At 75.0% G+C, this 22,777-nt stretch carries 19 protein-coding genes and 1 pseudogene; 13 read left to right on the top strand and 7 right to left on the bottom strand.

Annotated features, from left to right (window positions below; genetic code table 11):
- The first annotated feature begins 228 nt into the window (after nucleotides 1-228).
- The gene (locus tag ACQP60_RS17995; protein ID WP_429735416.1) at nucleotides 229-777 is read left to right on the top strand and encodes a TetR/AcrR family transcriptional regulator; all 549 of its coding nucleotides are present in this window, start codon (nucleotides 229-231) and stop codon (nucleotides 775-777) included.
- A 31-nt stretch (nucleotides 778-808) separates the two neighbouring features.
- On the opposite strand, the gene ACQP60_RS17990 is transcribed toward ACQP60_RS17995, so the two are convergent.
- On the bottom strand, nucleotides 809-2,914 hold the full coding sequence (locus ACQP60_RS17990; protein ID WP_429735414.1) for a prolyl oligopeptidase family serine peptidase: 2,106 nt from the start codon (nucleotides 2,912-2,914) through the stop codon (nucleotides 809-811).
- A gap of 142 nt (nucleotides 2,915-3,056) precedes the next feature.
- Between ACQP60_RS17990 and ACQP60_RS17985 the strand changes: the two genes are divergently transcribed.
- Nucleotides 3,057-4,283: an FAD-dependent oxidoreductase gene (locus ACQP60_RS17985; protein WP_429735412.1), complete on the top strand. Its 1,227-nt coding sequence runs from the start codon at nucleotides 3,057-3,059 to the stop codon at nucleotides 4,281-4,283.
- 4 nt (nucleotides 4,284-4,287) lie between these two features.
- Here the strand turns inward: ACQP60_RS17985 and ACQP60_RS17980 are convergent, their stop codons facing one another.
- Nucleotides 4,288-5,637 (bottom strand): aminotransferase-like domain-containing protein, encoded by a 1,350-nt coding sequence (locus ACQP60_RS17980; RefSeq protein WP_429735410.1) that lies wholly within the window; start codon nucleotides 5,635-5,637, stop codon nucleotides 4,288-4,290.
- Between the two features lie 106 nt (nucleotides 5,638-5,743).
- On the opposite strand from ACQP60_RS17980, the gene ACQP60_RS17975 reads away from it, so the two are divergent.
- Entirely contained in the window at nucleotides 5,744-6,460 is a 717-nt protein-coding gene (locus ACQP60_RS17975) for a pyridoxamine 5'-phosphate oxidase family protein (protein ID WP_429735408.1), read from the top strand.
- Nucleotide 6,461: 1 nt separating this feature from the next.
- On the opposite strand, the gene ACQP60_RS17970 is transcribed toward ACQP60_RS17975, so the two are convergent.
- Nucleotides 6,462-8,510, bottom strand: coding sequence for a bifunctional copper resistance protein CopD/cytochrome c oxidase assembly protein (locus ACQP60_RS17970; RefSeq protein ID WP_429735406.1), 2,049 nt, complete (start codon nucleotides 8,508-8,510; stop codon nucleotides 6,462-6,464).
- Between the two features lie 202 nt (nucleotides 8,511-8,712).
- Between ACQP60_RS17970 and ACQP60_RS17965 the strand changes: the two genes are divergently transcribed.
- The 7 genes from ACQP60_RS17965 to ACQP60_RS17935 are packed head-to-tail and all read left to right on the top strand — an operon-like array spanning nucleotide 8,713 to nucleotide 16,490.
- On the top strand, nucleotides 8,713-9,975 hold the full coding sequence (locus ACQP60_RS17965) for an ABC transporter substrate-binding protein (protein WP_429735404.1): 1,263 nt from the start codon (nucleotides 8,713-8,715) through the stop codon (nucleotides 9,973-9,975).
- 2 nt (nucleotides 9,976-9,977) lie between these two features.
- Nucleotides 9,978-10,901, top strand: a complete 924-nt coding sequence (locus ACQP60_RS17960; RefSeq protein WP_429735402.1) for a carbohydrate ABC transporter permease — start codon at nucleotides 9,978-9,980, stop codon at nucleotides 10,899-10,901.
- The gene (locus ACQP60_RS17955; protein WP_429735400.1) at nucleotides 10,901-11,830 is read left to right on the top strand and encodes a carbohydrate ABC transporter permease; all 930 of its coding nucleotides are present in this window, start codon (nucleotides 10,901-10,903) and stop codon (nucleotides 11,828-11,830) included. The genes ACQP60_RS17960 and ACQP60_RS17955 overlap by 1 nt, the downstream gene beginning before the upstream one ends.
- Nucleotides 11,831-11,832: 2 nt before the next feature.
- Complete coding sequence (locus ACQP60_RS17950) at nucleotides 11,833-13,791, top strand: DUF8034 domain-containing protein (protein ID WP_429735398.1); 1,959 nt, start codon at nucleotides 11,833-11,835, stop codon at nucleotides 13,789-13,791.
- Nucleotides 13,788-14,612, top strand: coding sequence for an RraA family protein (locus ACQP60_RS17945; RefSeq protein ID WP_429735396.1), 825 nt, complete (start codon nucleotides 13,788-13,790; stop codon nucleotides 14,610-14,612). The genes ACQP60_RS17950 and ACQP60_RS17945 overlap by 4 nt, the downstream gene beginning before the upstream one ends.
- Nucleotides 14,582-15,622, top strand: a complete 1,041-nt coding sequence (locus tag ACQP60_RS17940) for an aldo/keto reductase (RefSeq protein WP_429735394.1) — start codon at nucleotides 14,582-14,584, stop codon at nucleotides 15,620-15,622. Before ACQP60_RS17945 ends, ACQP60_RS17940 begins: the two co-directional genes overlap by 31 nt.
- Entirely contained in the window at nucleotides 15,609-16,490 is an 882-nt protein-coding gene (locus tag ACQP60_RS17935; protein ID WP_429735391.1) for an amidohydrolase family protein, read from the top strand. Before ACQP60_RS17940 ends, ACQP60_RS17935 begins: the two co-directional genes overlap by 14 nt.
- A 10-nt stretch (nucleotides 16,491-16,500) precedes the next feature.
- Here the strand turns inward: ACQP60_RS17935 and ACQP60_RS17930 are convergent, their stop codons facing one another.
- Both ACQP60_RS17930 and ACQP60_RS17925 read right to left on the bottom strand, forming a co-directional pair.
- The gene (locus tag ACQP60_RS17930) at nucleotides 16,501-16,905 is read right to left on the bottom strand and encodes a VOC family protein (RefSeq protein WP_429735389.1); all 405 of its coding nucleotides are present in this window, start codon (nucleotides 16,903-16,905) and stop codon (nucleotides 16,501-16,503) included.
- A gap of 127 nt (nucleotides 16,906-17,032) precedes the next feature.
- Nucleotides 17,033-17,734 carry a helix-turn-helix transcriptional regulator gene (locus tag ACQP60_RS17925; protein WP_429735387.1) on the bottom strand — a complete coding sequence of 234 codons (702 nt, stop codon included), beginning with the start codon at nucleotides 17,732-17,734 and terminating at the stop codon, nucleotides 17,033-17,035.
- Nucleotides 17,735-17,834: 100 nt separating this feature from the next.
- Between ACQP60_RS17925 and ACQP60_RS17920 the strand changes: the two genes are divergently transcribed.
- Both ACQP60_RS17920 and ACQP60_RS17915 read left to right on the top strand, forming a co-directional pair.
- Nucleotides 17,835-18,386, top strand: coding sequence for a GNAT family N-acetyltransferase (locus ACQP60_RS17920; protein WP_429735385.1), 552 nt, complete (start codon nucleotides 17,835-17,837; stop codon nucleotides 18,384-18,386).
- Complete coding sequence (locus tag ACQP60_RS17915) at nucleotides 18,383-18,946, top strand: GrpB family protein (protein WP_429735383.1); 564 nt, start codon at nucleotides 18,383-18,385, stop codon at nucleotides 18,944-18,946. Before ACQP60_RS17920 ends, ACQP60_RS17915 begins: the two co-directional genes overlap by 4 nt.
- Here ACQP60_RS17915 and ACQP60_RS17910 read toward each other — a convergent pair.
- Nucleotides 18,943-19,590, bottom strand: coding sequence for a response regulator (locus ACQP60_RS17910; RefSeq protein ID WP_429735381.1), 648 nt, complete (start codon nucleotides 19,588-19,590; stop codon nucleotides 18,943-18,945). The genes ACQP60_RS17915 and ACQP60_RS17910 overlap by 4 nt on opposite strands.
- Complete coding sequence (locus tag ACQP60_RS17905; protein ID WP_429735379.1) at nucleotides 19,587-20,684, bottom strand: sensor histidine kinase; 1,098 nt, start codon at nucleotides 20,682-20,684, stop codon at nucleotides 19,587-19,589. Before ACQP60_RS17905 ends, ACQP60_RS17910 begins: the two co-directional genes overlap by 4 nt.
- A 159-nt stretch (nucleotides 20,685-20,843) precedes the next feature.
- Here ACQP60_RS17905 and ACQP60_RS17900 point away from each other — a divergent pair.
- Nucleotides 20,844-22,777 (top strand): annotated as a pseudogene (locus ACQP60_RS17900) (hypothetical protein); the annotation flags it as partial.

Raw genomic sequence — 22,777 nt, 5'->3', positions numbered from 1 at the left:
TGTATCCGATACAGGAAGGTATCCGATACACGGATGTATTGGCTAGAGTGAACCGGTGCGGGCGGGCTCCCCGCCCGTTCCCAGCCGGCACCCCGGCGGACCCGAGGAGGACCACTGACCACCGACAGCGCGACGTCCGACGAGGCTACGGTCGCCCCCGAGCGCTCGCCGCGGCGCGAGCGCACCCGCGAGCGGCTGCTCGACGCCGCGTTCGAGGTGTTCGCGCAGGTGGGTGTCCAGGCCGCGTCGATCGAGGCGGTCTGCGAGGCCGCCGGTTTCACCCGCGGCGCGTTCTACTCGAACTTCGCGAGCAAGGAGGAGCTGTTCCTCGCGCTCACGGAGCGGGAGGCGCGCGGCCACCTCGGCGCCCTCGAGCGCGCGGTGACCACCGTCGATCCCGCCGCCCTGCAGACGCCGGAAGGGTTCCGCGCCACGGTGCGCGAGGTCATCGCGTCGGTGCTGCCCGACCAGGCCGCCAAGGCGTCGTGGTGCGTCATGGAGCTCGAGTTCGAGCTCCTCGCGCTGCGCGACCCGCAGATCGCCCAGCGCTACGTCGACCAGCAGCAGGTGCTCCGCGGGGAGATGATCGCCGCGCTGAACCGCGTCATGTCCGCCCTCGGCCTGCGCTTCGCCGTCGACGAGCACGTCGCCATCGACCTGCTGCTGGGCGCGCACGAGGCCGGTCAGCGCGCCGCGATGCTCCCCGCCGAGACGGCCCGCAAGGACGCCAGCGCCATGCTCGAGGTCCTCGTGGACCTCATCGTCACGCCCGCCTGACTCCCGTCCGCCGCGTGCGACGTCGCCGACCTCAGAGGTAGGCGGGCAGCTCCGGCTCGTCGCCCCGCACGTGCTCGCCGAGGAAGGCCAGCACCACCTGGTACCAGACCTTGGCGTGCTGCGGCGCGAGCACCCAGTGGTTCTCGTCCGGGAAGTACAGGAAGCGGTGCACGGTGGTGCCGTCGTCGTCAGCCGGGAGCCCGGAGTCCGTGAGCAGCTCGCGCCACAGCCGCAGTCCCTCGCCGATCGGCACGCGGTAGTCCTTGTCGCCGTGCACCACGAGCATCGGCGTGCGGATGTCGGCGACCGACCGGTGCGGGCTGTTCGCCTCCGCCATCTCGGGCGTCATCTCGCGCTGCCAGTAGTAGGCGTGGTCGGTGGTGGGGCCGAACTGGTCCAGCGCCCACAGGCTGGCGTGCGTGACGATCGCGCGGAACCGGTCGGTGTGCCCGGCCACCCAGTTCGCCATGTAGCCGCCGAACGACCCGCCCATCGCGGCGGTGCGGGTCGCGTCGATCTCGGGCAGCGCCTCGACGGCGTCGGTGATCGCCATGAGGTCGGTGAACGGCGCGCCGCCCCACGCGCCCCAGCCACGCTGCACGAAGTCCTGCCCGTACCCGGTGGACAGCGCCGGGTCGGGCAGCAGGACGGCGTAGCCGCGCGCCACCATCAGCCACGGGTTCCAACGCCAGCTCCAGACGTTCCACGAGCTCAGCGGTCCGCCGTGGATCCACAGCAGCAGCGGGGCGGGGTCGTCGGACGACGCGCCCTCCGGCAGCGCGAGCCACGCGCGCACGCGTGCGCCGTCGTCCGTCGTCGTCTCGACCTCGGTCAGCGTGCCGGGCAGCGCGGGGGCGGGCACGGGGCCGCGCAGCGCGTCCGCGGCGACGGGGGCGCGCTCGCCGGCGACGCCCGTCGCGAGGAAGGCCGCGAGGTCGATCCGCACGGGCTCCGCCGGAGCGGCGTAGCTGCTGCGCAGCGCGTACAGCGCGGAGCCGTCGGGTGCCACGCTGACGTCGCTGAACGACGCGTCGTCGCCCGTCACCCGCTCCACCGTGACCGGCTCGCCCGCCCCCGGCCCGCCGGCGCCGAACGTCAGCAGGAACACCGGGCCGCGGCCGTCCTCGTCGGCGGTCACGACCAGCCCCGACCCGTCGGGCAGCCAGGTGACCGACGTCGGCCAGCGGTCCCAGTCGTCGGCGAGGACCTCGGGCTCGGCGGCCGCACCGTCGCCGCCGTCGAGCCGGACCAGGCCGAGCCGCACCTGCGGCGCCTGCACCGGCGTCGTGATGGTCTCCGACCCGAACGCGACCCACCGCCCGTCGGGGGACACCGCGGGGGCGAAGGCGTCCGCGTCCGGGTCGTCCACCAGGGTGCGGCGCTCCCCCGTCGCCGTGTCGAGCGCGACCAGCGTGACGCGGCGCGCCGCCCCCGGGTCGGCCACGCCCCAGGTCGTGACGAGCGTCGCGCCGTCCGGCGCGAGGTCCGCCTCGTGCTCGTCGAGCTGGCGCCCCGGCCCGCTGAGCTGGCGCAGCGCGGGCCGGTCGTCACCGCCGAGCGTGCCCACGAACCGGCGCACCTCGTCCGGGCCCAGGTCGTGGTCCCAGTGCCGCACCGGGTAGCCGGCGTGCAGGATCGCCGAGAGCTTGCGGTCCGCGCGGTCCTTGCGCAGGGCCTCGTCCTCCGCGAGGTCCGCCGCGCCCGGCAGCACCGGCGCGGAGACGGACACGACGTCGGCCGCGCGGGCGGCGAGCACCCCGCCGACCCCGCCGGGCGCCGTCGCGACGACGCGGGCCTCGCCGCCGCCCGCGGGCAGCAGCCACAGCGCCGCCTTCGGCTCGTCGTCGTCCTTCTCCGCGTCCGGGTCGGGCCGCGCGGACGTGAACAGCAGGTCGCCGGACGCCGCGAACAGCGCCGACGACTCGCCCTTGCGGCTGCGCGTCAGGCGCCTGGCCGGCGCGACGCCGGCGGGATCCACCTCCCAGACGGCGGTCGTCCAGCCGGTGCGCTTCGCGTCGAGCGTCTGGACGGTTGTGACGAGGCGCGTGCCGTCCGGGCTCAGCGCGAGCCCGCCGACGCGCGGGAGCTCCAGGTAGCGGTCGAGGTCGTCGAAGGGCGTGGGGGCGTCGTCGCTCACGCGCCCCGGTCTACCACAGCCCTGGCCGAACGGGCGGTCGAGCGGCCGCCACGGGGAACACGGGATGAACGTTCGCTGAACTTGTGCGCGACGGCGTCCCCTGCGGTTGAGCGGGCGCCGCGCGATCGGGCACGGTCTGGTCGTGAGACCGCCGTCGCCCCGCACCGCCCACCTGCCCCCGCTGCCCGCCGCCGCCGACCTGGTCGTGGTCGGGGCGGGGATCGTCGGGCTCGCGCACGCGCTCGAGGCGCACGCCCGCGGGAGCTCGGTGCTCGTGGTGGAGCGCGACCCGCGGCCCGACGGCGCGTCCGCCCGGCGCAGCGGGCACGTCGCCGTCACCACGCAGGACGCCGCGACCCTGTCCTGCGCGCTGGCGTCGCGCGAGCGCTGGCTGAAGCTCGGCCGGGAGGCCGGGTTCTGGGTCAAGGACACGGGCGCCGTCGTCGTGGCACGCTCCGCGGACGAGCTCGCGGTGCTGGACGACCTCGTGGCCGCCCGCGACGGCGACGCCCTGCTCCTCGACGGCGCTCAGGCGGCCGAGCGCGCCGGGCTGGTGAGCGCGGGCGACGGCGTGGGTGACGTCGTGGGTGGCGCCTTCCTCCCGCTCGACCTGCGCATCGAGCCGCGCGACGCCCTCCGGGCGCTCGCCGCCGCGCTCGACTCCCGGCCGCGCGCCGACGTCGCGTGGTCGACGACGGCGCTCACCTTCGAGGCCGGCACGGGCCGCACGCTGGTACGCACGTCCCGCGGAGAGGTCGTGGCACGCCGCGTGCTGGTCGCCGTCGGGCCCGACCTGGACCGGTTCTTCCCCGACGAGGCGGCACGCGCCGGGCTGCGCCCCGACGTGCGGCAGGTGCTCCGGGTGGCGGCGCCCGGCCGCCGGCACGACGCCGCCGGCCCCGCCGTGCTGGGCGGCACGAGCCTCCTTCGGGACGCCGCCACGGCGCACTCCCCCGCGCTGGCGGACGTGCGCGAGCGGCTGCGCACGAGCGCCCCGGAGCTGCTCGACGCCGGCGTCCACCTCGCGTTCACCCCGCACGGCGACACCCTGCTGCTCGGCGAGGCCCGGCGCACGGACGCCGACCGCCGCGACGACGCCGGCCTCGACCGCGACCCCGAGCGCTCCGAGGCCGCCGACGCCCTGCTGCTGCGCGAGGCGGAGGCCCTGCTCGGGCGGCCCGTCGAGGTGCGGCGGCGCTGGTCGGTGCCCGACCTCGCCGTGCCCCGCCCGCGCCGCGGGCCGTTCGCCGGCACGCCGTTCGTCGTGACCGACCCGGCGCCCGGCGTCACGACCGTCACCGTCGCGGACGGGCTCGGCACCACCACGGCGCTGGGCCTCGCGGCGAAGGTCGTCGACGGCCTCCTCTAGGACCTCACCCGCCCAGCCCGGACCGGATCGCGGCCAGCGCGCGGTCGAGCTCGGCGTCGTCCACCCCGCCGAAGCCGACGACGACGCCCGTGTCGCCGGCGGTGCGGCACAGGTCGGACAGCAGCGGCAGGTCGAAGCCCGCGCGCCGCGCGGCGTCGCGGGCCGACAGCGCGGCGTCCTGCGGCAGCAGCCACGTCGAGTACATGCCGGCGGACGTCGCCGCCGGCGTGGCGTGCGGCGCGAGCACCGCGGCGACGCGGGCCGACCGCTCGGCGTACACGCGGCGGGCGGTGCGCAGGACGGCGTCGAGCCAGCCGTCGCGCAGCAGCGTGAGCAGGGCGCGCTGCGTGGGCCACGCGGCGACGTCGTGCAGGACGGCGCGCTGCCGCGCCACGTCGTCGAGCATCCGGGGCGGCGGCACGAGCCACCCGATCCGCAGCCCGGGCGGCGCGGACTTCGACGCGGTGCCGAGGTAGGCGACCCGGTCGCGGCCGAGCGCCGCCAGCGCGGGGACGGGGGCCACGTCGTACCGCAGCTCGGAGTCGTAGTCGTCCTCGACCACCACCGCGCCCGTGGCCCGTGAGGCGGCCAGCAACGAGCGCCGGTCGTCGGCCGGCATCACCCGCCCGAGCGGGTGCTGGTGCGCCGGCGTCACGTACGCGGCGGCCAGGCCGCGCAGGGCCGCCTCGTCGTGGCGGGCCTCCGCAGGCAGGTCGACGACGGCACGGCCCGCGGCGCGCGCGGTCGCGACGGCCGCGCGGTACCCGGGGTCCTCGATGCCCACCGGTCCCGCGGGGAGCACGCCGAGGAGGTCGCGGAACCCCGCCGTCGTCCCGGCGGTGACCACCACCTCGTCGGGGTCGACGACGAGGCCCCGGGTCCGGCCGAGCCGCTCCGCGAGCGCCGCCCGCAGCGCGGGCAGGCCGCACGGGTCGTCGTAGCCGCGCGGCGGCGTCGTCGCCGACACCTCCCGCCACGCCCGCCGCCACCCCGCGCGGTGGCGCGGGTCGATCCACGGCTCGCCGGTGCTCAGGCGCACGAGCCCGCCACCCTGGGCCACGGGCCGGCGCGGCCCGGCCGCCGCGCGGGTCGTCGTCCGCGGCACGGCATCCGCGGCGACGAACGTGCCCGCCCCGCGGCGCGCCGTCAGCCACCCCTCGGCGACGAGCTGGTCGTACGCCTGCTCGGCCACCGACCGTGCGACGCCGAGGTCCGCGGCGAGCGCGCGCGTGCTGGGCAGCCGGTCGCCGCGCCGCAGCGTGCCGCGGGAGACCAGGTCGCGCACCTGGGCGGACAGCTGCGCGCCGAGCGGGTCACGACCGGCGCGGTCGAGGCGGACGGGCAGCGCGGGCATCGGGACTCCTCATCGGGACGGGCGGGGGTCACCCGGCGAAGTGGCCTGCTGAACCTCGCCGCAAATGGCTCGTGACGACGGGCCATCCGGGCAGCACGCTAGCGCCATGGACACCCTCTCCCCCACCCCGAGGTCCACCGTCCGGCGCGGCCGGAACCGTGCCGTGACGGACCGGGCCGCGCTGCACGCCCTGCTCGCCGACGGGCTCGTCGCCCACCTCGGCGTCGACGTCGGGGACGGCGCGGACCGGCACCCGGTCGTGCTGCCGTGCGCGTACGCCGTCGACCTCGACGGCCCCGACGACGGCGGCACCCTGTACGTGCACGGGTCGGTGGCGGCGCGCTGGCTGGTCGGGGCGACGGACGCGACCGTCTGCGTCACGGTCACCGAGCTCGAGGGGCTCGTGCTGGCGCGGTCCGGGTTCCACCACTCGATGAACTACCGGTCGGCGGTGGTGATCGGCAGGGCCCGGTTCGTCACCGACGATGCCGAGCGCGCCCGGGCCCTGGACGCCATCGTCGACCACATGGCGCCCGGCCGGTCCGCGACCCTGCGGCCCGCCACCCGCAAGGAGCTCGCCGCGACGGCGGTGCTCGCCGTCCCGCTGCGGGAGGCGTCGATGAAGGCCCGCGCCGGCGCGCCCGTCGACGACCCGGCCGACGTCGCCGCGGGCGGCTGGGGCGGTCACGTGCCGGTGCGCCGGGTCGTGGGTGCCCCGGTCCCCGACGCCGACACGCGCGAGCCCGTCCCCGCGCACGTCGTCGCGCTGGGGGGATCGTCCCCGCATCACCGCGAGGTGGTCGCGAGCTCCGCGGGGCAGTGAGCTACTTCGGCTGCTCGTCGCGGTCGGCCATCTTGGCGAGCATCGCGTTGTACTCCTCGAGCTCGGCGTCGCCGTCGCGGTCGGCCTTGCGGTCGCGGCGGCGCGCCTCGCGCTCGTCGGACGTCGTCCACTGCACGGCGACGGCGATGGCGAGCGCGAGCGTCGGCAGCTCGCCGATGCCCCACGCGACGCCGCCGCCGCGCTGCTGGTCCTCGATGGCGGGCAGGCCCCAGGGCCGGCCCATGTTGCCGAACCAGTCGGCGACGAGCAGCGAGGTGCCGGAGGTGAGCACGACGCCGAAGAAGGCGTGGAACGCCATGGTCGCGAAGAGCAGCAGCAGCCGCTGCGGGTACGGAGGGCGCTTCGGGCCCGGGTCGATGCCGACGAGGGCGTTGGCGAACAGGTAGCCCACGAGCGTGAAGTGCACGATCATCCACACGTGCCCGGCGTGGTTGCGCAGCGCGAACTCGAACGCGGGCGTGTAGTAGAACGCGATCATGCCGCCGGCGAAGAGCACCGCGGCCACCACCGGGCGGGCGATGAACTGGCCGAACCGGGAGTGCACCAGGCCGAGCACCCACTCGCGCGGGCCGCGGCTGCCGTCCTTGCGGGCTCCGATGGCGCGCAGCAGGAGCGTCACGGGGGCCGCCAGCACGAGGAACAGCGGCACCAGCATCGCCAGGATCATGTGCTGCACCATGTGGCCGCTGAAGATCACGTGCCCGTACACCGCCGGGCCGCCGCTGGTCACCCAGAACATCACGACCATGCCCAGGAACCACGACACGGTGCGCCCCAGCGGCCACCTGTCGCCGCGGCGCGCGAGCCGCCGCACCCAGCGCAGGTAGACCACCAGGCCCGCCACGCAGGCGAACGCGAGCAGCGGGTCGAGGCTCCACTCGGTGAACCAGCGGGCTATGGTCGGCTCGGGCGGCAGCGCCTGGCCGGTGAGCTGGAAGGCGGGCGTGACGTCGACCGGCACCTCGTCCGGCACGGGCGGGGCGGTGGAGCCGAGCGCCACGGCGACGCCCGAGACGGCGCCGATGACGAGCAGCTCGACGGCGAGCAGCCGCCAGAACAGGCGGCGGACGGCGCCCGCGGAGTCGGCCCGGCCCAGCCGGTCCACGACCCACATCCGGTGCGCGAAGCCGAACGCGCCCAGCGCCACCATGAGCAGCGCCTTGACCAGCACCAGGACGCCGTAGGGGGTGAGCAGGTCGCCCCACGACTCCATGCGGAGCCACGCGTTGAGGATGCCGGAGACGCCCACCGCGGCGAAGCACCACCCCGCGACCGGGGAGAAGCGGGCGACGGCGGCCGCGGCCGTGCGGCCGTCGTCGCGCCCCTCCTCCCGCGTGAGGACGGTGACGAGCAGCGCGCCCAGGCCGCCCACCCACACGGCGGCGCCGACCAGGTGCAGCAGCATCGCGCCGACGGCGAGCTCGTGGTTCGCGGCGCCCGACGCGTGGCCGGTCGTGGACTGCATGGCGAGGGCGGCGAGCGGCAGGATCGTCGTCCAGAGGGCGCCCACCGGCCCGCGCACCGCCATCGCGAGCGCGGACGTGAGGGCGGCGACCACGATGATCGCCAGGTAGAGCTTGCCGAGGTCGAGCTCGGTGACGAACTGGGCGAGCCCCTGACCGAACGCGGGCGAGGCCGGCGAGGTCCCGGAGATGTTCGCGTACCGCAGCACGAGCTGCAGGACGGCGGCCACGGCCCACACGGCGCTGGCGGCGCCGGCCGTCGTGAGCACGCGCGTCTGGGTGCGGCCGGGCGGCACCAGGCAGGCCGCCACGAGGAGCGCGCCGAGGGTCACGGAGACGCTCAGCTCGGTGAGCACGGTGGTCACGGGCAGGCCGTAGCGCACGATGGCGCCCGGGTCGGTGAAGCCGCCGAGCGCCTGGAAGGCGCCGGAGTACGCTCCCCCGCTCAGCACGGCGAGGACGGCGACGAGGACGGCTGCGGGCCCGGCGGCGACGAGCCACCAGGGCCGCGGCGGCACGCTCGGAGTACCGCCCGGCCGCTGCACGGCGGGGGCTGCGGAGATCACCCGCCCAGCCTATGGGCGACGCGCCGCACCCCGAGCCGTCCCGGGTGTGAGATCACCTGCCTCGAGACACCTCCTTCCCAATCCAACGATTATCGATTAGTGTCCCAGTCGTCCCCACCGGACGTCATCCACAGTCGTAGGCCGAACGCCCGGGCACGCGAAGCAGCGTCCCCGGCGGGGCGGCAACCCGAGAGGATCAACGATGATCAAGCACCGCACCCTGGCGAGCGTGGGCACGCTCACGGTCGCCGCCCTCGCGCTCACCGGCTGCGCCGGCTCCGACGACGACGGCGGGTCCGGCGGCACCACCGAGGTGAGCATGCTCGTCAACGTGACGCCGAACCTCACCGAGGAGTACTGGAACGAGCTGGTCAAGCCGTTCGAGGACGCCAACCCCGACATCGACGTCGTCGTCCAGAACCCCGGCGCCGAGGGCGTGGCCGCCGCCCTCCCCCGCCTGCTCACCGCGGGCGACGCGCCCGACGTCGTGCAGTCGCTGCCCCCGACCACCGACCTCGCCCCCGAGCTGGTCGACCTGTCCCAGTACGACTGGGCGACCTCCGGCCCGCTCGCCGACCAGTACTCGATCGACGGCAAGTACTACATGGCCGGCATCGGCTTCCAGCTGCAGAGCCTCTTCTTCTACAACAAGACGGCGTTCGAGGAGGCCGGGATCACCGAGACCCCGACCACGGTGGAGGAGCTCACCGCGGCCCTCGGCAAGCTCAAGGACGCGGGCTGGACACCGCTGCAGACCGGCGGCGACTGGATGACCAGCCACTCGCTCCAGGCCCTCGGCCTCCCGTCGATCGTCGGCCAGGACCCGGAGTGGTTCGCACACATGAGCTCGGGCGAGGCCACCTTCTCCGACACGTACGGCGACGCGGTCGCCACCTACGCCGACTGGGTCGCGAAGGGCTACGTCCCCAAGGACGCGCTGGGCATCAAGTACCCCGACGCCGAGCAGGCGTTCCTCTCCGGCAAGAGCGCGATCTACCCGATGGGCAGCTGGTTCGCCGGCACCGAGGCGAAGGCGGAGGAGAAGGCCGAGATCGGCGTCTTCCGTGCCCCCGCCGTGGACGGCGTCGCCAGCCCCGCCATGGGCGCGAACATCGCCAGCCCGTACTCGATCCTCAAGGCCAGCGAGAACCAGGACGCGGCGGCCAAGCTCGTCGAGTTCCTGGTGACCGACCAGGACGCGGTCGCGTCCCAGCTCGAGGTCGACGGCAACTTCCGCGACGGCTACGAGTACGAGATGGACGACCTGGGCAAGGAGCTGCTGCAGATCGTGGCGGACACGCCCGCCGAGGCGTACACCCCGACCGGTCAGGGCTACGGCGAGCGCACGCTGCCCGCGGGCTACTCGGACGAGATCAACGCGCAGACGCAGGCGCTCATCGGCGGCACCTCGGCCGACAAGGTCGACTCCGCGATGGACGACTGGTTCGCCGCCACGATCGGCTGACGATGGCGACCACCGTCCCCCTCGCCCGCGCGCGCCGCCGCCCGGCGGCGCGCGTGTGGCGCGACCGGCTGCCCGGCATCGTCATGGGCGGCCCCGCCGTCGTGGTCTTCCTGGCGATGTTCATCGTGCCGATGATCCTGGCGTTCGTGCTGAGCCTGACCGACTGGAACGGCTACAGCCTGAACTTCACGTTCATCGGCTTCGACAACTACGCGGAGGCGTTCCGCAACCCGCGCACCGTCGACGCGGCGATCTTCACGGCCGTCGTCGCCTTCTGCGGCACGGTGCTGTGCAACGCGGTCGGGCTGTTCATCGCCGCGCTCATCGCCGGCAACAGCCGCGCGAACACCCTGCTGCGCACGATCTTCTTCTACCCGTACATCATCAGCTCGCTGATCATCGGGTTCCTGTGGTCCGCGATGCTGTCCCCCGAGGGCGCCGTCAACGGCCTGCTGGGTCACCTCGGCGTCGCGCCGCTGCCGTTCCTCACCGAGGTCACGTTCGCCAAGGCCAGCGTGATCCTCACGATCGTGTGGGCGCACTTCGGCTTCAACATGATCCTGTTCCTCGCGGGCATCAAGTCGGTGCCCACCGAGTTCTACGAGGCCGCCACGGTCGACGGCGCCTCGAAGTGGCAGCAGTTCCGCAACGTGACGCTGCCGCTCATCGCCCCGGTGTTCACCGTGAACCTCGTGCTCACGCTGGTGGGGCTGCTCAAGGTGTACGACGTGGTGCTGGCCCTCACCGACGGCGGGCCCGCCGGCTCGACCCAGACGATCGTGTACCAGATCCTGCGGGACTCGTTCGGCCAGTCCGAGCTCGGGTTCGGCGCGGCGCAGTCCGTGATCCTGCTGATCGTCACGGCCGTGCTCGGCCTCGCGGTGACGTTCGCGCGGCGCGGCGCGGAGAAGAAGGTGGCCGACTGATGGCGACGACGACGCACCCGACGACCCCCGTGACCCCGCCGGCCGCTCCCCCGGCGCCCGCGACGCGACCGGCGTCGCGCGCCCGCCGTCGCCGCGTGCCGGGCGTGGGCACCGTCCTCAAGTGGGTGGTGCTGGGCCTGGTGGCGCTGGTCATGGTCGTGCCGCTGTACATCATGGTGATCAACGCCTTCAAGCCGCAGGACGCGATCATCTCCTCGCCGCTGGCCATCGGCCCGGACACGTTCAGCCTGGAGTACCTGCAGGCCGCGCTCACCAGCGAGAAGTTCAACGTGGTGCGCGCGTACGGCGTCACGCTGCTGTTCGTCGCGCTGGTCAACGTGTGCGGCATCGCGCTCGCGGCGCCGGTCGCGTACGTCATCGCGCGCGGCCGCTCGAAGTGGCACCTGGGCCTGCTGCTGCTCTTCGTGTCCGGCCTGTTCATCCCGGGCCAGGTGACGCTGATCCCCGTCGTCTTCGTGCTGCGGGTGCTGGGGCTCATCAACACGATCCCGGGCTTCATCCTGTTCGAGACGGCGGCGACGCTGCCCGTGACGATCTTCCTGTTCGCGGCCTACCTGCGCACCGTGCCGCGCGACATCGACGAGGCGGCAGCGCTGGACGGCGCGGGCAAGATCCGCGCGTTCTGGTCGTGCATCTTCCCGATCATGAAGCCGGTGGTCGCGACGATCGTCGTGCTCAACTCCATCAGCGTCTGGAACGACTTCGTCAGCCCGCAGATCATCCTGGGCCCGAGCTCCGGCATCTACACCGTGACGACCGGCGTGTACGCGGCGGTGGGCGAGTTCTCCACCGACTACACGACCGTCTTCCCGACGCTGCTGCTCGCGGTGAGCCCCGCGATCCTGTTCTTCGTCCTCATGCAGCGACACATCATCGGCGGCCTCGTGGCCGGCGCGACGAAGGGCTGAGCGTGACGGCGACACCCCGCATCCCCACGACGCCGCTGCACGAGGTGCCCGCCTGGGCCGTGCTGGAGCGCCGCCTGTTCGACGCGACGGAGGACGCCTGGCGCCTGTTCTCCGCCCGGTACACCGGGCCCGACGGGCGCATCCTGCACGCGGGCGGCTTCGAGCACCGCGACGGCGTGGACGACCTGTACGAGCCGTTCTTCAACTGGCCCGCGTTCTACGCCCTGGGCGGCAGCGACGAGATCCTCGCGGCGGCGAAGCACCACTTCGAGGGCGTGACGGCGCAGCTCACCGAGGGCGGCATGCTCACCGGCGAGTACGAGAACGGGTACGACTGGTTCCACCAGGGCGAGTCGCTGCTGTTCTTCTACGGGCTGTGCGCGGCCGACCCGGGCGACGAGCGGTTCGCCGAGCGCGCCCGCCGGTTCGCGGCGCTGTACACGGACCCGGCGCACGGCAACTACGACCCGGCGCGCAACATCGTCACGGCGCCGCACAACGGGGCGCGGGGACCGCTGGAGGGGCTGGGCACCGAGTGGCTCACCTACCCCGCGTCCCTCGACTACATGGAGCCGTACGGCCTGCCGCTGCACGGGCTGCCCGGGATCGCGCGCTGGTCCGACCTCGAGGACCCGGCCAAGGCGCAGCTCATGGGCGACGAGCTCCAGCGCCGCGCGGCGGGCGACACGGCGGTCAACCTCGCCGCGACGTCGCTCGTCACCAACCGCTGGCTGTACGACGGCGACGACGCGTCCGCCGCGTGGGTGGCGCGGTACGTCGACGGCTGGCGCGAGCGCGCCGCCGCGGCGGGCGGCCTCATGCCCGACAACGTGGCGCCCGACGGCGTCGTCGGCGGCCTGCACGACGGCGCCTGGTACGGCGGCCACTACGGCTGGACCTGGCCGCACGGCCTGCACTCCGTCGGGATGAGCACGCTGATCGGCGCGATCAACGCGTCGTTCGTGTCGGGGGCCTCCGGGTCGCGCAACGACGGGCCGCTCGACCTCGTGCGCACCATGCTCGACACGGTCCTCGACCACGCGATCACCGCGCCGGTCACCGAGACGCCGTTCAGCCTGCGCGGGAGCTGGCTGGAGCGCCTCGGCCCGCACGCCGCGGAGCCCGCCACGCTCGTGCCGTACCGGTTCGGCACCGACGGCTGGTTCGACTTCGGCCCGCTCCAGCTCGACCTGCCCACCTGGCTGTGGTGGTGGACGCGCGACGACGCCGACCGCAAGCGCCTCGACCGCGTGCTCGACGGCATCCCCGGCTCCGACGAGGTACGGCCCTTCCGCGACAAGGTCGAGGCCGGTCACGAGGGCCCGTGGCTCGCGTTCCTCGACGGCTCGTTGCCGGACTACCCGGAGCGCGCGCTGTCGATGGCGCTCGGCCAGCTCGCCCGCCGCGTCGCCGTGATGGACGCCGAGCCCGTGGACCCCGAGACCGTGCACCTGCACTTCTGGCAGCGCGCCAACCCCGTCGTGACGGAGGTGCTGGGGCAGCTGATCACCGGCACGCCGCAGACCCTGTACAACGGCGGGCTGCCGTTCGCCGCCGTCGCGTACACCGACGCCGACCGGGGCCGCCCCGGACTGCCGCCGGACGTCGCTGGCCTGGTCTCCGGCCTCGACCGCGACGCCGACGGGGCCGGCCGCGTCGAGCTCGCGCTCGTCAACCTCTCCCCCACCCACGCCCGGCGCGTGCGCGTGCGGCCGTCGCGGTTCGGCGAGGAGCGCCTGACCGGCGTCGTCGTGCGCGGCGAGGACGGCGGCGTCTGGCCCGGCCCGTCGACCGCGTCGGCCGGTCGCCCCGGCGCACGGACCGCCGCGACCGTCCCGCTGGACGCCCCCGACCTGCTCGTCGAGCTGCCGCCGTCGCACCGCGCCGACGTCGTGCTGCTCACCGCACCCGCCGGCGGCGTACCACGTCACCACCAGCACCACGAAGGAGCCCGACCATGACCGAAGCGCTCACGCCCGTCGACACCCTGCCGTCCGACCCTGGCGCCGGGCTCGTGCGCCCCGAGATCACGCTGCCCGTGCGCGGCGGGGCGTACGAGCGGGCGGACGCGGAGGCGCTGGAGCGGCTCGGCCAGGTGTCGGCGGCGACGGCCTGCGCGAAGCTGCACGGCCTCGGCATCCGGCACTCGTTCGTCGAGGGCCCGCGGCCGCTCAAGCCCGGGTACCGCGTCGTGGGCTCCGCGCTCACGCTGCAGTTCATGCCCCAGCGCGAGGACCTCGCCGCCGGCGACGAGCAGGAGTACGTGGAGCGGCACACCGCGCTGTGGCACGTGCTCGAGGCGGTGCAGCCCGGCGACGTGCTGGTGATCCAGGCGTTCGGCAGCCGCTTCTCCGGCTGCGTGGGCGACATCCTCGCCCGCTACTTCCAGCGCAAGGGCGGCGCGGGCATGGTCGTCGACGGCCGCATCCGCGACTCGGGCAAGATCGCCGACCTCGGCCTGCCCGTGTGGTCCACCGGCGTCACCCCGCACTACGCCTCGCAGTCCGAGCTGTTCCCCTGGGCCTACGACGTGCCCGTCGCCGTCGGCGGCGTGCTGTGCATGCCGGGCGACCTCGTCGTCGCGGACGACGACGGCCCCGTCATCGTCCCGAAGGCGATGGCCGACCAGGTGGTGGCGTCCGCGCAGGACCACGAGGAGTGGGAGGTCTTCAGCCGGCGGCGGCTCGACGAGGGCGCCCGCCTCAGCGACTACTACCCGCTCACCCCCGACACCCGAGGGGAGTTCGAGGCATGGCGTTCCGCGCAGGGCTCCGCCCGCTGACCGGCCAGGCTCCCGGGGACGCGCCGGAAGGGCTCGCCGCGTCGTCGTTCGGCCTCGGCTGCGCGCCGATCGGCAACCTCTTCACGCCGGTGGCGGAGGCCGACGCCGAGGCGACGGTCGGCCGGGCGCTGGAACGGGGCATCCGGTTCTTCGACACGGCGCCGCACTACGGCGAGGGCGTGAGCGAGCTGCGGCTCGGGCACGCCCTGGCCGGCGTCGACCGGGACTCCGTCGTCATCGCCACCAAGGTGGGCCGCGTGATCGTCGACGCCGACGGCAGGCCCGTCCCGTCGGGCGCCACCGGCGGTCCGGGCGGCCGGACCGTCGGCGACCTCAGCCGCGACGGGGTGCTCCGGTCGCTGGAGGGCAGCCTGGCCCGCCTCGGCACCGACCGCGTCGACCTGCTCTACCTGCACGACCCCGCGGACGTGGACGAGGCGCTGCACCCGAGGCATGGCGCCCTGCCCGCGCTGCTCGACCTGCGCGACCAGGGCGTCGTGCGGGCCGTCGGGGTGGGGATGATGCGGACGGAGCCCGTCGCGCGGTTCGTGCGCGAGGCGGCGGGCGCCCTCGACGTCGTCATGCCCGCAGGGCGGGTGACGCTGCTGGACCGGTCGGCCCTGGACGACCTGCTCCCCGCCGCCCGCGAGCGCGGCGTCGGCGTGATCGGCGCCGCCGTGTACAACTCGGGCCTGCTCGCCGACCCGGTGGCCGCGCCGTTCTTCGACTACCGTCCCGCGACGCCGGACCAGGTCGACCGGGCCCTGCGCATGGCGGCCGCCTGCCACCGCGAGGGGATCGACCTGCCCACCGCCGCCGTCCGCTGGCCGCTGCGCGTCCCGGGCGTGGAGGCCGTCGTCGTGGGGGCACGCACCCCCGCGGAGGTCGACGTCTTCGCCGACGCCGCCGACGCCGCCGTCCCCGACCGCCTGTGGACGGAGCTCGACGCGATCGCGGGCTCTGCCGAGCAGGCGGTGGACACCGTGATCGGGTCGCATGGCACCGCATGACGGTGCCGACCGCCTGGTCGGCGACAGGACGGACGGGATCGTGGACGCGCACGTGCACCTGTGGGACACGGCGGCGATGCGGGTCTCCTGGTTCCGCGACGACCTGGGCCTGCCCGCACGGGTCGGTCCGGACGACCTGGCCCGCGCCGTCGCGACGTCCCCCCTGCCCGTCCGCGCCGCCGTCGCCGTGCAGGCCGCGGACACCGAGGGCGAGGCGCGCTGGCTCGCTCGGCAGGCCGCCGCTCACGGGCCGCTGCCGGGCCCGGTCGTGCTCCAGTACGACGCCCGCCCCGGCCACGACGACGCCTGGGCCGGCATGGCGCAGGCGGTGATCGACGACGGCGTGGCCGTCGCGGGCATTCGCCTCGCCGTCCCCGGCCGCGCCGCGGACCTGTCCGACGTCGCCGGGCTGGATGCGCTGTGCGAGGGCCTCGCGGCGACCGGCCGCGTGCTCGAGACGCTCGTGCGCCCCGAGCAGCTCCCCGCCGTCGCCGTCCTCGCGGGGCGCCACCCAGGCCTCGACGTCGTCGTCTGCCACCTCGGCCTGGGCGCGGGCGACCCCGACGCGTCGTGGCGCGACGCCCTCGCCGCCGTCGCCGCCCGCCCCCGCGCGCACGCGAAGCTGTCGGGCCTCCACACCACCGCTCCCCACGACGCCGCGCGCGTCGCCGTGGCCGCCCGCGCCGCCGTCGACCTGCTCGGCCCGGAGCGCCTCCTGTTCGGCAGCGACTGGCCGATGTCCGCGCGCGTCGCCCCGTACGCGCAGGTCGTCGAGCGCACCGCCGCGGCCCTTCCGGTGCTCGACGGCGCCGCGGCGACGGCGGTCTGGTCCGGGACGGCGGCGCGCCTCTACGGCGCCGGACGCTGACGCGTCGCCCTCACGCGAGCCGCGCCAGCGCCTCCGCGGTCACCGGGGCGAAGCAGTTCACCAGCGTGCCGTCCGGGTCGCGCACCAGCAGCGACCGGTTGCCCCACGGCATGGTGGTCGGCGGGGTGACGACCTCGACCGCGTCGTCGAGGCCGGCGTGCACCGCGTCCACGTCCTCGACGCGGAACTCCACGATGGCGGTGCGGTTGCTGGCCGACGTCGCCGACCCCGGCCCGAACAGGCCGACGGTGGCGGTGCTGCCGATGGCGAGGGTGCCGAGCGGCGTGCGCAGCTCGGCGAACTCGGGCGACGGGCGGTCGGCCACGACTCCGGTGAGCCGCTCGTAGAAGGCCGTCAGGCGGTCGACGTCGTCGGTGATGAGGCGGACGGAGACGAGGTTCGCGGTGTGGGTCATGGTGGTGCTCCTCCGGTCGGGGATGGGGTCGGCCGCGGGTCCCCCGTGGCTCCCGACCAGCGTGGCGGGGCTCCGCGACACCCCGACGTCGGTGTTTCCGGGGCTTCCCGACGCGACGTCGCGGCGCTCAGCCCAGCAGCGTGAGCGTCCGCAGGTCCCCGTCCGGCACCTGGACGTCCTCGGGCCGCACGACGCGCCTGGGCGCACGCTCGGCGGTGGCCGTGACGCGGTCGACGCGGTCGAGGCGGAAGGCGCGGATCCCGTCGCGCAGCCGGCACCAGGCCAGCAGGTACCACCCGGTGGACGACCCGACGAACCCGAGCGGCTCGACGTCGCGCGTGCTCGTGGCGCCGTCGCGGTCCGTGTACCGCAGACGGAGCACACGGCGCGCGGAGATCGCGTCCGCGAGGACGGCGGGGACCGCCGGCCCGTCGGACGGCGCGCCGAGCAGGTGCACGCGGGCGGCGAGGTCGTGCGCGGCGGCCGCGTCGTCGTCGCGCATGGCGGCGAGGATCTTGCGCAGCGCGGTCGCCCCGCCGCCCGCGAACGGCGTCCCCGCGAGGGAGCCGAGCGCGACGGCGACGGCCACGGCCTCGTCCGGGCTGAAGTTCACCGGGGGCAGGCTCCGGGCCCGGTCGAGGCAGTAGCCCCCGGTCCTCCCCGGCTCGGCCCAGACGGGCACGCCCGCCTGCTGCAGCGCGCTGACGTCCCGCTCCACGGTGCGCCGGCTCACCTCGAACCGGTGCGCCAGCCACGACGCGCTCCGCGGGCGGGGAGCGACCGCCCGCAGCTCCTCGACGATCGCGTACAGGCGGTCGGTCCGGTTCACGCGTCGACCCTACGCGCCGGGTCTGCGCGCTCGCCCGACGCCCTGTCGTGCAAGGATCCCCAGGTGCCGGCGCGGGGCCGGCCACCACCAAGGAGGCACGATGTTCGCGAGGTCCCTCGGCGACGACGGCGCGGAGCTGCGGCCGCTGGAGCCGTGGCACGCGGAGGAGCTGCTGGCCACGATCGACCGTGGCAGGGAGTTCGTCGGCCGGTTCATCGGCCTGCCCGACCGCATCACGGACCTGGGGTCGAGCCGCTCGTTCCTCGAGTCGTACGCCCAGAAGGCCGCCACGGACACCGGGCGCCTCTACGGCATCTGGCTGGGCGGCACGCTGGTGGGTGGCGTCCTGTTCCGCACGATGGACGTCGCGCAGGGCACGGCGGAGGCGGGCTGCTGGCTGGAGCCGGCGGCCGCGGGCCGCGGCCTGGTGACCCGTGCGGCGCGCGTCATCATCGACTGGGCGGTCCGCGAGCGCGGCATCCACCGCGTCGAGTGGTGGGCGGCGTCGGGCAACGCGTCGAGCATCGCCGTCGCCCGCCGCCTGGGGATGCGGCGCGACGGCGTGCTGCGCGAGCACCACGAGCACCGCGGGGTGCGGCAGGACATCGAGGTCTGGTCGGTGCTCGCGCCGGAGTGGGAGGCACAGGCATGAGCGGAGGCCCGCGCGACGACGTCGAGCTGATCGGCGGCATCGAGAAGCGCGAGATCGTCCTTGTCGAGCCGGACCCGGCCTGGCCGGCGCGGTTCGAGCGGGAGCGCGAGCGCATCGTGGGCGCGCTGGGCCCGACGGCGGTGCGGGTGGACCACGTCGGCTCGACGTCGGTGCCGGGGCTCGCGGCCAAGCCGATCGTCGACATCGACGTCAGCGTGCCCGACGTCGAGGACGAGGACGCCTACCTGCCCGCGCTGCTCGCGGCCGGGTACGAGCTGCGCGTCCGCGAGCCCGGCCACCGCCTGGTCCGCACGCCGGAGCGCGACGTGCACGTCCACGTCTGCGCCACGGGCAGCGACTGGGAGCGGAGCCACCTGCTGTTCCGCGACCGGCTCCGGCACGACGCCGCCGACCGCGACGCCTACGCCGCGCTCAAGCGCGAGCTCGCGGAGCGCGACTGGCCGAGCATGAACGACTACGCCGACGCCAAGGGCGGCCTGATCGCCGAGATCACCGCCCGGGCGGAGGCGTGGGCCGCCTCGACCGGCTGGTCCCCCTAGTGCAGGGCGGCCTCGTGGGCCACGATCGCCGTCTGCGTCCGGTTCGTGGTGCCCAGCTTGGCCATGGCGCTCGCGAGGTAGGCCTTCACCGTGGACTCGGCGAGGAAGAGCCGCGCGGCGATCTCCGCGTTGGAGAGGCCGTCCGCAAGGGCCTCGACCACGTCGCGTTCCTTGGGCGCCAGGCGCGCGACGTCGCGGCGCGCCTTGGCCCGTCGGCCGGTGACGTCGTCGCCCGCAGCCTTCAACAGGTGCTGGGCCACGGCCGGTGAGAGGATCGCGTCGCCGGCGACGGCGGCCCGGACGCCCTGGTGCAGCTCGTCGGGCCTGGAGTCCTTGAGCAGGTAGCCGGCCGCGCCGGCGCGAAGCGCAGGAAGCACGTAGTCGTCGGTGAGGTAGCTCGTGAGGACCACCACGGCCGTCTCCGGGTGTTCCCGGCGTACCGCGAGAGTGGCATCGAGACCGTCCATGACCGGCATCTGCATGTCGAGGAGCAGGACGTCGGGGCGTTCCTGCCGGACGAGGCGCACCGCAGCCGCGCCGTCCGCCGCCTGGCCCACCACCTGGAGGTCCGGCGCGGCCTCGACCAGGCGCACGATGCCCGCACGCAGCAACGCCTCGTCGTCGGCGACCACGACCCTGATCACGCGGACCTCCTCGGCAGGACGGCAGTGAGCTGGAACCCGCCGTCGGCGGTCGGCCCGGCGTCCAGACTGCCCCCGAGCAGCGTCACGCGCTCGCGGAGCCCGGCGATGCCGAACCCGCCGGTGGTCAGCCCGGTGGGCGCCCGGTCCGGCGGCCCGTTGCGGACGGCGACCCGCAGGCTCGCGGGCTCGACGTCCAGGCCGACCACGGTGGCCGCGCCCGGAGCGTGGCGTAGGGCGTTCGTCAGTCCCTCGGTGACCACGCGCAGGATCGTGCGGTCGACGACGTCGGGCGGGGTGCGCCGTGGGAGCGCGCCCTCGAGCCGCACCGGCTGACCGGCCCTCCGAGCCTCGTCGACCCGTGCCTGGACCTCGTCGCGGACGTCCGGCGCGGCTTCCTCGCCGTCACCGTCGGCGGCGCCCGCGGCATCGCCGGTCAGTGTGCGCAGGACGGTGCGCATCTCGGCCAGGGCCGCCCGACAGCTGTCGCCGATCTCCCGCGCAGCTCGGCGCGTCTCCTCGTCGGTCGCCGTCGTCCCGACCACCTCCGCCTCGACCGCGGCGTAGCTCATCCGGTGGGAGACGACGTCGTGGAGGTCCCGGGCCAGCGCGCTCCGCTCGGCCGCGCGCGCCGCGGCCTCCGCGCGGGCGGCGGCGTCCGCGTCGGCGTCCTGCTGCAGCCGCTGGAGGCGCCCCGCGGCGAACGCGAAGAGGAGCACGAGGATCCCGGTCCACAGGAGGCTGGCGCCCGTGCTCTCGGAGGTGAGCAGCCAGGTGGGCCATGACACCGTGACCACCGCCAGCATCGCCCCGAGGCTCACGCGCGACGACGCGACGTACAGCCCGGTGGCGTGCGCTGCGCCGAGGGCTGCGACGGCCGGGGTGACCAGGCTCGCCGCGACGCAGCCGACGAGCACGAGAAGGGGGTGCCGGGACCGCGCGAGCAGGAGGCCCGCGGCTCCGAGCTGCGCGGCGATCTCCGCCCAGGCCGGCGCCCAGCCGACGTCGGTACCGGCCCGCAGCAGCACCAGGAGCAGGCCGCCCAGCGCACAGGCCGCCGCGACGAGCGCGTCGACGCGCGTCCGTGCGGCATCCACCGTTCCAGCCTAGCCAGCCCGCGCGCGACCGCGCGCGGGAGCACCCGGGTGAGATACCGCCGTTCGGCGGTACCGACGACCGACGTTCGGGCGTGCCGCGGGGTGGTGCTCCGGCGCGACGGTGGAGTCATCAGGGACCCACCGACACGAGGAACGATCATGAAGGCCCGTCGCACAGCCACCGTCTCCGCCGTCTCCGCCGCCCTCGCGCTGGGCGCACCTCTGACGGCCTTCGCCGGCGAGGACAGCACCGATCCGGCGCCCGCTCCGGAGTCCTCCGCGCCCGCCGAGTCCGCGACGGCCGAGGAGTCGCAGGAGGACGCCGGCTCCCCCACCCCGGCCCCCCGGTCCACGACGGAGCCGACGTCCGACGCCGCGCCGTCCACGACGGCGGACGAGCCGACCGAGCCCTCCGACCCGGTCGTCGCCCCGGAGCCCGAGAGCGGGGACGGCGCCCAGCAGGAGGACGCCACGGGAACGGGGGACTCCGCCCCGGAGCAGCCCGGGCAGGAGACCGTCGACGACGCTCAGCCGGCCGAGAGCGCCGCGGAACCGCAGGCAGCCGAGGACGAGGCAGAGCCGACGGCCGAGCCCGCACCGCAGCCTGAGGACCAGGCCGAGACGGCCGAGGAGGCGCCCGCCGCCGAGACGAGCGAGGCCACCGAGGACGCGGCCACCGAGGAGGTGCCGTCGTCGAGCCTGCGGACGGGGGCGGGGCTGTCGGCCATGCTGCTCGCCGGGACGTCGGCCGCCTACCCGGCCCCCGCGTACGAGCCGCACTGGCACGACGGCGGCCAGGACGGCTTCCCCTGCGACTACTGGTACTTCCTCGAGCCCGCCGAGGGCGGCTCCGGCAAGGACTGGAGCGGGTGGGGCGGGCAGCCTCAGCTGCACATCCTGCACCACACGCTCGTGGACGACGACGGCACGGTCCACATGGTCTACGACCGCGACATCGCCGGCTCCTGGTACCACGCGTGGTCCGGCGACGAGAGCGTGACGCCCGACGCCGAGGGCATCCACTGGGAGAACACGTCCGCCCAGCAGACCGTGCTGGTGAACGGCTACCGGGGCGGCAACGACATGACCGCCCGCGGCGCCGACGCACAGCGGCTCTTCGACCGGGCCGGCGTGACGGTCGAGGCGGGCACGCCCTGGGAGACCTACCTGGGCTGGTACCAGGTGTCGATCGACGACGGCACCTACACGGAGGACCAGGTGCGTGAGTGGTGGCAGGCCGAGCAGGACCGGCACCTGGACTACACGGCGTACGAGGCCACCCAGTTCGCGGTGTGGTACTTCTCCACCGGTCACGACGTCATGGGACTGCTCTTCGACGTCGACGAGAACAACCACGTGACGCTGTCCGAGAAGGCGCTGCAGCAGTTCGAGGCGTCCGACGAGGACTGGACGCGCAACTGGGACCAGGGCTACACCAGTGATCGCATGGCGACCCTGCAGACGGCGGCCTGGCTCATCGAGCAGGGGCTCACGACGAACGCCGTCATGCCGCAGCCAGGCTTCACGAGCAACGGCTACGTCCGCAACGCCGACGGGTCGACCGACTACGGCTTCACCGCCTCGCTCGTCGGCGGGACGGGTGAGGTGCACGTCGAGCTGCGCACCGCCGACGGCACTACTCTGCCGGAGGGCGTCGTGCTGGTGGACGCGAGCGGCCGCGTGGTCGACAGCGTCACCCCCGGCCAGAAGGTGTTCGTCCGGGTGCCGGCGGGGACGAGCGTCGCCGACCTGCCGCCCTTCCAGCTCTGGGGCTCCGCCGTGGGCACCGAGCAGGGCAGCCCGCACTTCTACACCGGCTGGGACCACAACAACCACGGCGAGGGGACGATCGACCCCGAGACCGGGGAATGGAAGCCCGCCGAGTTCCAGCACTGGTTCATCGGCCTCGGTGAGCTGGACCGTCCGTCGACCGCCTGGGACTGGATCGGTGTGACGCTGGCGGACGAGCCCGAGGACCCGACCGACCCGACCGACCCGACCGACCCGACCGACCCCACCGACCCCACCGACCCCACCGACCCCACCGACCCCACCGACCCCACCGACCCCACCGACCCCACCGACCCCACCGA

The sequence above is a fragment of the Isoptericola variabilis genome, from assembly GCF_050311655.1.
In the GTDB taxonomy this organism is placed as follows: domain Bacteria; phylum Actinomycetota; class Actinomycetes; order Actinomycetales; family Cellulomonadaceae; genus Isoptericola; species Isoptericola variabilis.
The sequence above is the reverse complement of the archived record's forward strand: the minus strand, read 5'-3'. Positions and strand labels throughout refer to the sequence as shown.

Bases quoted from the DNA above. Each gene is read 5' to 3' on its own strand.
- ACQP60_RS17980 (WP_429735410.1), bottom strand. From the start codon at position 5,637: ATGCCCGCGCTGCCCGTCCGCCTCGACCGCGCCGGTCGTGACCCGCTC.
- ACQP60_RS17975 (WP_429735408.1), top strand. From the start codon at position 5,744: ATGGACACCCTCTCCCCCACCCCGAGGTCCACCGTCCGGCGCGGCCGG.
- ACQP60_RS17965 (WP_429735404.1), top strand. From the start codon at position 8,713: ATGATCAAGCACCGCACCCTGGCGAGCGTGGGCACGCTCACGGTCGCC.
- ACQP60_RS17960 (WP_429735402.1), top strand. From the start codon at position 9,978: ATGGCGACCACCGTCCCCCTCGCCCGCGCGCGCCGCCGCCCGGCGGCG.
- ACQP60_RS17955 (WP_429735400.1), top strand. From the start codon at position 10,901: ATGGCGACGACGACGCACCCGACGACCCCCGTGACCCCGCCGGCCGCT.
- ACQP60_RS17945 (WP_429735396.1), top strand. From the start codon at position 13,788: ATGACCGAAGCGCTCACGCCCGTCGACACCCTGCCGTCCGACCCTGGC.
- ACQP60_RS17940 (WP_429735394.1), top strand. From the start codon at position 14,582: ATGGCGTTCCGCGCAGGGCTCCGCCCGCTGACCGGCCAGGCTCCCGGG.
- ACQP60_RS17935 (WP_429735391.1), top strand. From the start codon at position 15,609: ATGGCACCGCATGACGGTGCCGACCGCCTGGTCGGCGACAGGACGGAC.
- ACQP60_RS17930 (WP_429735389.1), bottom strand. From the start codon at position 16,905: ATGACCCACACCGCGAACCTCGTCTCCGTCCGCCTCATCACCGACGAC.
- ACQP60_RS17920 (WP_429735385.1), top strand. From the start codon at position 17,835: ATGTTCGCGAGGTCCCTCGGCGACGACGGCGCGGAGCTGCGGCCGCTG.
- ACQP60_RS17915 (WP_429735383.1), top strand. From the start codon at position 18,383: ATGAGCGGAGGCCCGCGCGACGACGTCGAGCTGATCGGCGGCATCGAG.